General features: G+C 70.2%; 13 protein-coding genes. All 13 read left to right on the forward strand.

All coding sequences use genetic code 11. The features are described 5' to 3' along the window. Nucleotides 1-12 precede the first annotated feature (12 nt). From ACFW9O_RS25510 to ACFW9O_RS25570, 13 genes are read left to right on the forward strand one after another with little or no spacing between them, the layout of a single operon-like run. On the forward strand, nucleotides 13-1,806 hold the full coding sequence (locus ACFW9O_RS25510; protein ID WP_351181645.1) for a nickel-dependent hydrogenase large subunit: 1,794 nt from the start codon (nucleotides 13-15) through the stop codon (nucleotides 1,804-1,806). Next, a complete protein-coding gene (locus tag ACFW9O_RS25515) occupies nucleotides 1,806-2,753 on the forward strand; it encodes a NifU family protein (RefSeq protein ID WP_384612407.1) in 948 nt (315 codons plus the stop codon). Before ACFW9O_RS25510 ends, ACFW9O_RS25515 begins: the two co-directional genes overlap by 1 nt. Then, a complete protein-coding gene (locus ACFW9O_RS25520) occupies nucleotides 2,750-3,400 on the forward strand; it encodes a DUF5947 family protein (RefSeq protein WP_384612409.1) in 651 nt (216 codons plus the stop codon). The genes ACFW9O_RS25515 and ACFW9O_RS25520 overlap by 4 nt, the downstream gene beginning before the upstream one ends. After that, nucleotides 3,397-4,038 (forward strand): DUF6084 family protein, encoded by a 642-nt coding sequence (locus ACFW9O_RS25525; RefSeq protein ID WP_384612411.1) that lies wholly within the window; start codon nucleotides 3,397-3,399, stop codon nucleotides 4,036-4,038. Before ACFW9O_RS25520 ends, ACFW9O_RS25525 begins: the two co-directional genes overlap by 4 nt. Then, the gene (locus ACFW9O_RS25530; RefSeq protein ID WP_384612412.1) at nucleotides 4,035-5,438 is read left to right on the forward strand and encodes a hypothetical protein; all 1,404 of its coding nucleotides are present in this window, start codon (nucleotides 4,035-4,037) and stop codon (nucleotides 5,436-5,438) included. Before ACFW9O_RS25525 ends, ACFW9O_RS25530 begins: the two co-directional genes overlap by 4 nt. Then, complete coding sequence (locus ACFW9O_RS25535; protein ID WP_384612413.1) at nucleotides 5,435-5,554, forward strand: DUF6893 family small protein; 120 nt, start codon at nucleotides 5,435-5,437, stop codon at nucleotides 5,552-5,554. Before ACFW9O_RS25530 ends, ACFW9O_RS25535 begins: the two co-directional genes overlap by 4 nt. A 35-nt stretch (nucleotides 5,555-5,589) precedes the next feature. Beyond that, complete coding sequence (locus ACFW9O_RS25540) at nucleotides 5,590-5,802, forward strand: hypothetical protein (RefSeq protein WP_384612415.1); 213 nt, start codon at nucleotides 5,590-5,592, stop codon at nucleotides 5,800-5,802. 7 nt (nucleotides 5,803-5,809) lie between these two features. Beyond that, the gene (locus tag ACFW9O_RS25545) at nucleotides 5,810-6,340 is read left to right on the forward strand and encodes a hydrogenase maturation protease (RefSeq protein WP_384612417.1); all 531 of its coding nucleotides are present in this window, start codon (nucleotides 5,810-5,812) and stop codon (nucleotides 6,338-6,340) included. 2 nt (nucleotides 6,341-6,342) lie between these two features. Beyond that, on the forward strand, nucleotides 6,343-8,901 hold the full coding sequence (gene hypF, locus ACFW9O_RS25550) for a carbamoyltransferase HypF (protein ID WP_384612419.1): 2,559 nt from the start codon (nucleotides 6,343-6,345) through the stop codon (nucleotides 8,899-8,901). A 45-nt stretch (nucleotides 8,902-8,946) separates the two neighbouring features. After that, a complete protein-coding gene (locus tag ACFW9O_RS25555; RefSeq protein WP_351170369.1) occupies nucleotides 8,947-9,243 on the forward strand; it encodes a HypC/HybG/HupF family hydrogenase formation chaperone in 297 nt (98 codons plus the stop codon). Further along, nucleotides 9,240-10,343, forward strand: a complete 1,104-nt coding sequence (gene hypD, locus ACFW9O_RS25560; RefSeq protein ID WP_384612421.1) for a hydrogenase formation protein HypD — start codon at nucleotides 9,240-9,242, stop codon at nucleotides 10,341-10,343. Before ACFW9O_RS25555 ends, hypD begins: the two co-directional genes overlap by 4 nt. Further along, nucleotides 10,340-11,458 (forward strand): hydrogenase expression/formation protein HypE, encoded by a 1,119-nt coding sequence (hypE, locus tag ACFW9O_RS25565; protein WP_384612423.1) that lies wholly within the window; start codon nucleotides 10,340-10,342, stop codon nucleotides 11,456-11,458. Before hypD ends, hypE begins: the two co-directional genes overlap by 4 nt. Beyond that, nucleotides 11,459-12,181, forward strand: a complete 723-nt coding sequence (locus ACFW9O_RS25570) for a DUF6390 family protein (RefSeq protein WP_384612424.1) — start codon at nucleotides 11,459-11,461, stop codon at nucleotides 12,179-12,181. Nucleotides 12,182-12,300: the final 119 nt, after the last annotated feature.

The following is a 12,300-nucleotide window of genomic DNA, read 5'->3' on the forward strand; positions in this document are numbered from 1 at the left end:
ATGAGGCGGCGCATGACCGCGACCCAGCACAAGGGTGCCGGAGGCGGCCGGGGCAAGGACGACCTGGTCGAAATGGCGTGGGATCCCATTACCCGGATCGTCGGCAGCCTGGGCATCTACACGAAGATCGACTTCAAACAGAAGGTCGTCGCCGAGTGCCACAGCACCAGTTCCATCTTCCGCGGCTATTCCGTCTTCATGAAGGGGAAGGACCCGCGGGACGCGCACTTCATCACCAGTAGAATCTGCGGAATCTGTGGTGACAACCACGCCACCTGCTCCTGTTACGCGCAGAACATGGCGTACGGAGTGAAGCCTCCGCACCTCGGTGAATGGATCGTGAATCTCGGCGAGGCCGCGGAGTACATGTTCGACCACAACATCTTCCAGGAGAACCTGGTCGGGGTCGACTACTGCGAGAAAATGGTCGCGGAGACCAATCCCGGTGTACTGGAGCAGGCCAACCGCACTCCCTCCCCGCACGCCGACGCCCACGGGTACAAGACCATCGGCGACATCATGCGGTCGCTGAACCCGTTCACCGGCGAGTTCTACCGCGAGGCGCTCCAGGTCAGCCGGATGACACGGGAGATGTTCTGCCTGATGGAGGGGCGGCACGTCCATCCCTCGACGCTCTATCCGGGCGGCGTCGGCACCGTGGCGACGATCCAGCTGATGACGGACTACATCACCCGGCTCCAGCGGTACGTCGAGTTCATGAAGAAGGTCGTACCGATGCACGACGACCTCTTCGACTTCTTCTACGAGGCCCTGCCGGGGTACGAACAGGTCGGCAACCGGCGCATTCTGCTGGGCTGCTGGGGCTCCTTCCAGGACCCGGAGCACTGCAACTTCGAGTACAAGGACATGACCGACTGGGGCCGGAAGATGTACGTCACCCCGGGTGTCGTCGTCGACGGGAAGCTGGTCACCACCGACCTGGTCAAGATCAACCTCGGCATCCGGATCCTGCTCGGTTCGTCCTACTACAACGACTGGGACGAGCAGGAGACCTTCGTCTCCCACGACCCGCTCGGCAATCCGGTCGACCGCCGCCACCCGTGGAACCAGCACACCAACCCGCAGCCGCAGAAGCGGGATCTGGACGACAAGTACAGCTGGGTCATGTCGCCGCGGTGGTTCGACGGCAAGGACTACCTGGCGCTGGACACCGGCGGCGGGCCGCTCGCGCGCCTGTGGACCACGGCGCTGGCCGGCCTGGTCGACATCGGCTACATCCAGGCCACCGGCCACAGCGTCAAGATCAACCTCCCCAAGACCGCCCTCAAGGGGCCGGTGGAGCTGGAGTGGCACGTCCCGAAGTGGAGCAACACCATCGAGCGCAACCGGGCGCGGAGCTACTTCCAGGCGTACGCGGCAGCCTGCGCGCTGCACTTCGCGGAGAAGGCTCTCGTGGAGATCCGGTCCGGGAACACCAAGACCTGGGAGAAGTTCGAGGTTCCCGAGGAGGGTGTGGGCTGCGGGTTCACCGAGGCGGTGCGCGGTGTCCTCTCGCACCACATGGTGATCCGGGACGGCAAGATCGCCAACTACCACCCGTACCCGCCGACCCCGTGGAACGCGAGCCCTCGTGACACCTACGGCACGCCCGGTCCCTACGAGGACGCGGTACAGGGGCAGCCGATCTTCGAGGAGAACGACCGGGAGCACTTCAAGGGCATCGACATCATGCGTACGGTGCGCAGCTTCGACCCCTGTCTGCCCTGCGGAGTGCACATGTATCTCGGCGAGGGCAAGAAGCTGGAACTCCTGCACTCCCCCACCCAGTCCGCGGGCAGCGAGTGATGGCGCAGGAGGAGACACGGGCCACGCCCGACTGGCGGACGACCGGTGACCGCATCGACACCCTGATCGCCGCGAGTGGCTCGGGCGGCGCGGTCGCCCGGGAGCGCAGCGAGGAACTGGTGCGGCTCGTCGCCGATTTCTACGGCGCCGGACTGGAACGGCTGCTGGACCTGGTGCACGAGCAGGGGCGGCTGGACGACGGTGTCCTGGCCGCGCTCGCCGGTGACGAGCTGGTGTCCAGTGTCCTGCTGGTGCACGGGCTTCACCCGTACAGCGTGGAGACCCGGGTCGAGGAGGCGCTGGAGGGTGTGCGCCCGTATCTGGGGTCGCACGGCGGTGATGTGGAACTGCTCGCCGTCACCGACGAGGGCACTGTCCGGTTGCGGCTGCTGGGAAGTTGCGACGGCTGCCCGTCCTCCTCGGTCACGCTGAAGCTGGCCGTGCAGGGTGCGGTGGAGGCGGCGGCTCCGGAGATCACCTCGATCGAGGTGGAGACGGCGGCCGACGAGGAGGCTGCCGGAGCGGCGGGGCCGCTGGTGCCGGTCGACTCGCTGTTCGCCCGGCTGCACGCGGAGACCGGGGCACCCGGCGACGACGGCGCGTCGTGGGAAGTCGTGCCTGAGCTCTCCGGGCTGGCGTCCGGCGCGGTGGCCCGGGTCGGGGTCGGCAGGATGCCGGTTCTGGTGTGCCGGGTGGGCTCCGACCTCTTCGCCTTCGAGGACCGGTGCGCGCGCTGCGAGCAGCCGCTCGAGGGCGCCACACTGGCGCGGCGACTGGGCGGTGCGGCCGGCGACGCGGTACTGCGCTGCGCCGGGTGCCGTGCGCACTACGACGTGCGACGGGCCGGGGTCTGCCTCGACGGCGACGGCGTGCATCTGGCACCGCTGCCCCTGCTCTCGGACGGGTCCGCCGTCTCCGTGTCGGTGCCCGCGGCGGTGGCACCGTGATCGCGACCGCCCGTGCCGCCTCCCCGGCCGCCACTCTGCTGCGGCTCACACGCAACCGGCCGCAGCCGCCTGTCGGGGATCGCTGCGAGATGTGCGCGGAACCGATCGGCGAGAACCATTCCCATGTGGTGAGTCTCGACAGCCGCGCTCTGATGTGCGGGTGCCGGGCCTGCTATCTGCTGTTCACCGACGAGAGCGCCGAGTTGCGGTACCGGGCGGTTCCTGAGCGCTATCTGCACTTCGCCGGACTGACCGTGGACGGGCGTGCCTGGGACGAGTTGCAGATCCCCGTGGGCCTCGCCTTCCTGTTCCGCAATTCCGTCCAGGACCGCATGGTCGCGTTCTACCCGGGCCCCGCCGGGGCCACCGAGTCGGAACTCCCGCTGGACGCCTGGGAGGCCGTCGTCGAGGCGAGCCCGGAGCTTGCCGTACTGCGTCCCGATGTCGAGGCCCTGCTCATCCGGCGCACCCAGGACGGCGGCGCATCGTGTCACCTCGTGCCGATCGACGCCTGTTACGAGTTGGTGGGCCGACTCCGCACCCTGTGGCGGGGATTCGACGGCGGCTCCGAGGCACTCGCCGCCATGGACTCGTTCTTCGCGCAGGTGGCGGACCGCAGCCGGCCCGCCGGGATCGGGGCACCATGAGCGACTTCGCGTTCTCCGTGCTGGACATCGCCGCCGATCCGTACGCGGCCGCACCGCAGCTGACCGCGCGGCTGCGGATCGAGGAGCGGACGGGTACGCGGATCCACGCCGTCGCCCTGCACTGCCAGGTGCGTATCGAGCCGCAGCGGCGCCACTACGACGAGGCCGAACAGAGCGGCCTCCAGGCGCTGTTCGGTGGCCGGGAACGCTGGACGGACACCTTGAAGCCGTTCCAGTGGATGAGCTGTGACACGACGGTGCAGGGGTTCGGCGACGTCACCGAGGTCGATCTCGCCCTGCCGTGCACGTACGACTTCGATGTGGTCGGCTCCCGTTATCTCCACGCACTGGGCGAGGGTGCGGTGCCGCTCGCCCTGATGTTCTCCGGCACGGTCTTCACCCGGGGCAGCGAGGGCTTCGGGGTCGAACGGGTGCCGTGGGACTGCGAGGCCCGGTATCAGATGCCGGTCGCGGTGTGGCGGCACCTGGTGGCGTCGCACTTCCCCAACACCGGCTGGATCAGACTGGACCACGAGGTGCTCGCGCGCTTCGCGGACTTCCGGGCCCGGCGCGGGCTGATCAGCTGGGACGAGACGGTCCAGGCCCTCCTGGCCGAGCACGACAAGGTGGCCCTGTGAGTCTCGACCAGGTGCGTACGATCGCCGACGCCGTGCTGTACGAGGGGTATCTCCTCTACCCGTACCGCGCCAGCTCGCACAAGAACCGCTCGCGCTGGCAGTTCGGCGTCCTCGGACCGCCGTATGCCACAGCGGCGAGTTTCGGCGAGGAACCCGGGATGGAGATGCAGTGCCTGCTGACACCGCAGGACGGGCCGGCGGCCGTCACCGTTCATCTGCGCTTCCTCCAGCTCCAGGTCCGCGAGGTGCGGTCCACGGGTGAGGACGGGGCCGAGGTTCCGGTGGACCGGCTCACCGTCGACGGCGCCTCGGTGATGTCCTGGGACGAGGCGGTGGAGCGGGAAGTCATCCTGGCCGCACTGCCGTTGGACGAACCGGCCGACTCCGTCCACGAGGTGACGGGCGGTGAGGACTCCGAACCGGTGACCGACGCCCGGGGCGCGGTGGTCGGCAGGATCGTGCGGCGGCGGCTGCCGCTGAGGGTCCGTATCCGTACGCGTGCCGTCATGGACGACGGCTGCGTACGCCTGACGGTGAGCGTCACCAACGAGCACCCTGAGCCGGCGGACACCAAGGACGCCGCGATCCGGGCCTCGCTGATCGGCGCGCATCTGCTCCTGAGCGCGCATGACGCGGCGTTCGTCTCGCTGCTCGAACCGCCCGCCGAAGCGGCGGCGGCCGCCGGGCGGTGCCGGCAGCGCAGATGCTGGCCCGTGCTGGCCGGTCCTAAGGGAGCGACGGACACCCTCCTCGGTGCGCCGATCATCCTGTACGACTACCCGGAGGTCGCCGAGCAGAGCCCGGGCGCCCTGTTCGACTCGACCGAGATCGACGAGATCCTGACCCTCCGGGTGATGACCATGACGGAGGAGGAGAAGGCGGAGGCCCGCGCCACCGACCCCCGGGCCAGGGAGATCATCGACCGGTGCGACGGGATGTCGCCCGCCGACCTCCAGCAGCTGCACGGCCTGTTGCGCGACCCGCACGCCCCCCTGCCCGCCGCTCTCGTGGTCCCGCCCGGCGATGTGCGGGACGTGGAGCCCGCCGACTTCGACACCGCGGGCGCGCCCTGGTGGGATCCGGCGGCCGACGCCTCCGTCCGGCCGGACAGCGACGCGGTGGTCATCGACGGGGTGCGGGTGGCCAGGGGCAGCCTGGTCCGCGTCCATCCCTCCCGGCGGGCGGACGCACAGGACCTGTTCTTCGCCGGCCAGGTGGCAAGGGTGACCGCGGTGCTCGCGGACGTGGACGGCGGTACGCACATCGCCCTGGTCCTCGTCGACGACCCGGCGTCCGACCTGCACGACTGGTACGGCCGCTACTTCTACTTCGCGCCCGACGAGCTGACACCCCTGAGCGTCGAGGAGTCGGCGCCGTACCGAGAGGAGAACCGATCGTGAAGAACCTGGGCTTCATCACCGCTGTCGTGGGGGCGGCCATGGGCGTCGTCGCCGTCGGGGTCGCGATCAGGTCGATCCCCGACATCCGCCGCTACCTGCGCATCCGTTCCATGTGAACCCCGACCCGATTGACATGAGTGAGGAGCACCCCATGGCGGACACACCGGAGAAGGACAGCCGGGTCCAGGAGGAGCCGCAGGCGGAACGGGGCCCGATGGGGTCCCGCGACACCGGCTCGGACCAGCCCGAAGGCGGACCCGTCGACCGGCCGTCGGGCACCTCGGACGAGCGGTCCGACACCTCCGTACAGCCGAAGAAGGCCGAGCACCCGAAGGCTCCGCGCCTCCAGTCCGGTGGCGGCTGAGCCGAGCATGACGGACGCACCGCACACCGCCGCCCGGGTACTGGTGGCGGGCATCGGCAATCTCTTCCTGAGCGACGACGGCTTCGGCCCGGAGGCCGTACGGCGGCTGGCCGCCGAGGGCGGACTGCCCCCGCAGGTCCGCGTGGTGGACTACGGAATCCGCGGTATGCACCTCGCGTACGACCTGCTGGACGGGTACGACGCGCTGGTGCTGGTCGACGCGTGCCCGGGTGGCGGCGCGCCCGGGGAGGTGACGGTCCTCCGCATCGACCCGGAGGACCTCGGTACGGGTGAATTCGACGCCCATGGCATGAATCCGGTCGCTGTCCTGGCAAATCTGGATCAATTGGGCGGTACTCTTCCGCTCACCTTCCTCGTCGGCTGTACGCCCGCCGGGGTCGAGGAGGGCATCGGGCTCAGCGAAGCCGTCGGCCGTGCGGTGCCCGAGGCGGTCCAGGCAGTGCACACCCTGGTCCGGCAGCTTGTCCCCGCCGTACCGAACGCGTCCGTGAAGAGCGCCGAACTCCGGAGATCCTGATCATGTGCCTAGGCATTCCTGGCCGCGTCGTGGAGATCGTGGACGGCTATGCGGGCCAGCTGGCCCTGGTGGATGTCGAGGGCGCCCGACGACGCGTCAACATCGGAATGCTCGACGATCCGCCCGGCTGCGACGACTGGGTCCTTCTCCACATGGGCTTCGCCGTCGAGCTCATCGACCGGGCGAAGGCCCGGGAGGCCATGTCGGGCCTGGAGATGATGGGGCGCGGCCGGGCGGAGCGGGTGCGCCGCAGGTTCGAGGTGCGCGGCGTCGTGCAGGGCGTGGGTTTCCGGCCCTTCGTGTATGTCACCGCCTCCGAGCTGATGCTCAGCGGCACGGTGACGAACACCGGGGACGGGGTGCTCACCGAGGTCGAGGGACCGGCCGACGCCGTGGAGGAGTTCGGCCGCAGACTGCGGGCCGACGCCCCGCCACTCGCGGTCGTCGAGGACGTACGGACGAGCGAGCTGCCGACGCGCGGCGGCACGGGCTTCACCATCGAGCACTCCGGCACGGCCGACCGGGCCAGGACACTCGTCCCGCCCGACGTCGCCACCTGCCGCGACTGTCTCGACGAGCTGGCCGACCCGTCGGACCGGCGCTACCGCCACCCCTTCATCACCTGTACGCACTGCGGTCCCCGGTTCACGATCGTCACCGGCCTGCCGTACGACCGGGCCGCGACCACGATGGCGGACTTCGAGATGTGCGCGGCCTGCCGGACGGAGTACGAGGATCCTGGCGACCGGCGCTTCCACGCCCAGCCGGTCGCCTGCCCCGACTGCGGGCCCCGGCTCGAACTGGTCGGCGGCGAAGGGGTGCCCCTGTCCCGTGACGAGGACGCGCTGCGCACCGCCCGCAAGCTCCTCGCCGACGGCGGGATCATCGCGGTCAAGGGACTGGGCGGGTACCACCTGGTGTGCGACGCCCGCAACGCGGCGGCCGTGACCGAGCTGCGCCGGCGCAAGCGGCGGGGTGGCAAGCCGTTCGCGGTGATGGTCCCGGACCTCGACGTGGCGCGGCGACTGGTGACCGTCACGGCGGACGAGGAAGAGCTTCTGACCGGTGGCCGACGCCCGATCGTGCTCCTGCCCCGGCGGCCCGCCGGGGCGGGCGCCGGTGCCGGGGTGTCCGACGCCGTGGCGCCCGGCTGTGCCGACCTCGGGCTGCTGCTCCCGTACACGCCCCTGCACGTTCTGCTCTTCGGGCTCGGCGACGACGACCCTGGCCCGGACGCACTGGTGATGACGTCGGCCAACCTCTCGGGCGAGCCCATCGTCACCGACGACGGCGACGCGCTGTCCGTACTCGCGCCGCTGGTCGATGCGTGGCTACGGCACGACCGGCGGATCCACGTGCCGTGCGACGACTCGGTCAGCCGCTACGTGGCGGGCGCGGAGCTGCCGCTGCGCCGCTCACGCGGGTATGCCCCGCTGCCGCTCGCGCTGCCCTTCGACGTACCGCCGACGCTCGCCGTGGGCGCGGACCTGAAGAACACCTGTGCCCTGGGCGAGGGCCGCTATGCCTGGCTGAGCCAGCACATCGGCGACATGGACGACCTGTCCACGGTCGACGCCCTGACGCGCACGGAGAGGCACCTCGAGGAACTCACCGGGGTGGAACCCGCCCTGTTGGTCGCCGACCGCCATCCCGGCTACCACTCCGGCGACTGGGCCCGCGCCCATGCGGCCGGGCGGCCCGTGCGGACCGTGCAGCACCACCACGCGCACATCGCGTCGGTCATGGCGGAACACGGCCTGGGCCGGGACGAGCGGGTGATCGGCATCGCCTTCGACGGCACCGGCCACGGGGACGACGGTGCGGCCTGGGGCGGTGAGGTCCTGGTGGCCGGCTACGCGTCGTTCCGCAGAGCCGCGCACCTGGGTTACGTACCGCTGGCCGGGGGCGACGCGAGTGTGCTGCGGCCCTACCGGATGGCGCTCGCGCATCTGCACGCGGCCGGACTTCCCTGGGACGCGGACCTGCCCGCGGTCCAGGCCTGCCCGGCCGCCGAACGCGAGGTGCTGGCCCACCAGTTCACGACCGGCTTCGGCTGTGTGCCGACATCGGGGATGGGTCGGCTCTTCGACGCGGTCGCCTCCCTGGCCGGTGTACGACACGAGGTGGCGTACGAGGCGGAGGCGGCCATGGAACTGGAGGGGCTGGCCCGGGGCGCTGCGGTGGGCCCCCTGGCCGCCGGGAACGGCTACCGCTTCGCGATCCGGCCCGGCGCGGGCGAGGACCCCGCCGTCGCGGATCCGGGCCCCGTCGTGCGGGCCGTGGTGTCCGACGTACGGGCCGGGGAGTCCGCCGGGGAGATCGCCGCCCGTTTCCACGCTGCCGTCGCCGCCCTGGTCGTCGGCCTCGCGGACCTCTGCCGCACGAGCACCGGTCTGGACACCGTGGCCCTGGGCGGTGGCGTCTTTCAGAACGCCGTACTGCTCGAAGCGTCCCAACACGGCCTGACGGAGCGCGGCTTCACCGTTCTGCGGCCGCGGCTGCTCCCTCCCAACGACGGTGGGATCGCCCTCGGCCAGCTCATGATCGCCGCAGCTCGCTGACGCCGCGGCTTCACGTACCCGAGAGATCCACAGAGAAGAGGGACCATGTGTCTGGCTGTTCCGGGGCGCGTCCTCAGTACCGCCGAAGTCGACGGCACCGTGATGGCTGAGGTGGACTTCGGCGGGGTACGCAAGGAGGTGTGCCTCCAGTACATCCCCGATGTGACGGTCGGTGAATACGTGATCGTGCACGTCGGTTTCGCCATCCAGCGCCTCGACGAGCGGTCGGCCAAGGACACCCTGGCCAACTTCGACCGGCTCGGCATCCTCGCCGAGGAGTTCGGCGACCCCCTCGAAGTCGCAGCCCAGCAGAGCACGTCCCCCGAAGGAGCCGGCCGGTGAAGTATCTCGACGAGTTCAGCGACCCCGACCTCGCGAAGAAGCTCATCGATCAGATCCACGCCGTCACCACGCGGAAGTGGGCGATGATGGAGGTCTGCGGCGGCCAGACGCACTCGATCATCCGCCACGGCATCGACCAACTCCTGCCGGACAGCGTGGAGATGATCCATGGACCGGGATGCCCCGTCTGCGTCACCCCGCTGGAGACCATCGACCGGGCACTGGCGATCGCCGCCCGCCCCGGGGTCATCTTCTGCTCGTTCGGTGACATGCTGCGTGTGCCCGGCAGCAGCCAGGACCTGTTCGCCGTCAAGAGCGCAGGCGGCGACGTACGGGTGGTGTACTCACCCCTCGACGCGCTGAAGCTGGCCCGCGAGAACCCGGACCGCGAGGTCGTCTTCTTCGGCATCGGCTTCGAGACCACCGCACCCGCCAACGCCATGACGGTGTATCAGGCCAAGAAGCTCGGGGTCCGCAACTTCTCGCTCCTGGTCTCCCATGTCCTGGTGCCCCCGGCGATCGCCGCCATCATGGAGTCGTCGACGTGCCGGGTTCAGGCGTTCCTCGCCGCGGGACATGTGTGCAGTGTGATGGGGACGTCCGAGTACCCGCCGCTGGCCCGGAAGTACAAGGTGCCGATCGTGGTCACCGGCTTCGAACCGCTGGACATCCTGGAGGGCGTCCGCCGGACCGTCGTGCAGTTGGAGGCGGGCCGCCACGAGGTGGAGAACGCCTATCCCCGGGCCGTACGCGACGAGGGCAACGCGCCCGCCATGAAGATGCTCGCCGATGTCTTCGAGGTGACCGACAGGACCTGGCGTGGGATCGGAATGATCCCTCGCAGCGGCTGGCGACTCTCCGCGAAGTACCGGGAGTTCGACGCGGAGCAACGGTTCGACGTGACGGGCATTCACACCGCGGAGTCGTCGCTCTGCCGCTCGGGCGAGGTACTCCAGGGGCTGATCAAGCCGCATCTGTGCGAGGCGTTCGGCAAGGAGTGCACGCCGAGGAACCCGTTGGGCGCGACGATGGTGTCCAGCGAGGGCGCGTGTGCCGCGTACTACACCCACCGCCGACTGGAACTGGTCGATGCGAAGTGACCGACGTGACTGATGTGAGCGCCGTTGCGCACGAAGTGACCGTGCCGCTCGACGGCGTGCCCGATCTCGACTTCGAGGGGTGGGCCTGCCCCGTACCGCTGCGGGACGTCCCGTCCGTCGTGATGGGTCACGGGGGCGGGGGTGCGATGTCCGCCGAGCTGATCGAGCACCTGTTTCTGCCCGCGTACGGTGCCGCGGCCGCCGCCGACCTCGGTGACTCGGCCGTCCTGACCGTGGGGTCCGGTACCCGGCTCGCCTTCTCCACCGACTCGTTCGTGGTGAAGCCGATGTTCTTCCCCGGCGGATCGATCGGCGACCTTGCCGTGAACGGTACGGTCAACGACCTGGCCATGTCGGGAGCGACTCCGCTGTTCCTGTCGACCGCCTTCATCCTCGCGGAGGGCACCGCACTCAGCGACCTCGGCCGGATCGCCCAGGACGTGGGCCGGGCCGCGGAAGCCGCCGGTGTTCGGCTGGTCACCGGGGACACCAAGGTCGTGGAGCGCGCCAGCGGTGACGGGGTCTACCTCAACACCTCGGGCATCGGCGTGGTCCCGCCGGGTGTCGACATCCACGCCCGCCGGGCGCGGCCCGGTGACGCCGTGCTCGTCAGCGGGGACATCGGCGTGCACGGGGTGGCTGTGATGAGCTGCCGGGAGGGCCTTGAGTTCGGTACGACGGTCGAGAGTGACACGGCCGCGCTGCACGGCCTGGTCACCGCCATGCTCGCCACCGGGAGCGACCTCCATGTGCTCCGGGACCCCACGCGCGGTGGTGTGTCGGCCTCGCTCAACGAGATCGCCCGCGCCTCGGACGTGGGCGTCGAACTGGTGGAGCGGCTCCTTCCCGTGCCGCCGACGGTGCGCGACGCGTGCAGTCTGCTCGGGCTCGACCCGCTCCAGGTGGCCAACGAGGGCAAGCTGATCGCGATCGTCCCGGCCGAGGACGCGGACCGGGTGCTGGAGGCGATGCGGGCCCATCCCCTGGGCCGGTCCGCCTGCCGGATCGGCAGCTGCGTGCCGGACCACGCGGGGATGGTCGTCGCGAGAACGGGGCTGGGAGGGAGCCGGGTCATCGGGCTGCCGATCGGCGAACAACTACCGAGGATCTGCTGAGTGAGTGCCGAGGGTGCCCTGCTGTTCGCGCGATACGCCTACCCGCCCAACGAACTCGGCTACTGCGGGCCCGCCGACGCGGCGGCCCTCCTGTGCCGGGAGGCGACCGACGACATCGAGCGACGGGCCCGGCAGTTCGAGGGGGCCTGGTGCTATCTCCAGTTCCTCGCGGAGACGGCCGGCATCCCCGACCCGCTGGACGTGCGGGTCGTCGAGGCCTACTGGATCGGCAATGAGCTCCTGGACCGGGCCGACCCCGCCGCACTGGTGGAGCGCATGACCGACCGGTTCCGTGGCCAGCTGGGCGGCACCTGGCGGGAGGCCGGGGACCGGGCGCTGGCCCATCACAGCTTCCAGGTGTTCGAGGTGTATCCGTGGGCGTCGATGCTGCGGTCGAGCGGGCATCCGACAGCCCTGTCCGTGCTCGACCAGTGCCGCATCCGTACCGGAGTGGTGGTCGATGCCGACAGCGACGTGGCGACCGTGCGGTCACGCCCGCTGTGCTGGGAGGGCGCGGGGCTGACCGACGGCGCGTGGCGGGAGGAGACCGTCCGCTGCTCGGCCGGTGGGAGGACACTGATCGACGGGCTCTCCCCCGGTGACCGGGTGGCGCTGCACTGGGACTGGGTGTGCGACGTACTCACCGATGAACAGGCGCGGCGCATCGAGGACCTCGAGGAACGCCGACGCATCGAGCTGGGTCAGTTCATGCCTGTGCGCTGAATTCCGTGTGTGGGAGCCGAAGCTACGAGCAGGGCTCCCGCACAGGAATCGGCGCCTCCGCCATGCCGCCGGCGCCCGTACGACCGATGCCGCGCTCCACCCGTTCCCCTCGCACACTT

It is taken from the genome of Streptomyces sp. NPDC059499 (assembly GCF_042749285.1).
Taxonomy (GTDB): Bacteria; Actinomycetota; Actinomycetes; order Streptomycetales; family Streptomycetaceae; genus Streptomyces.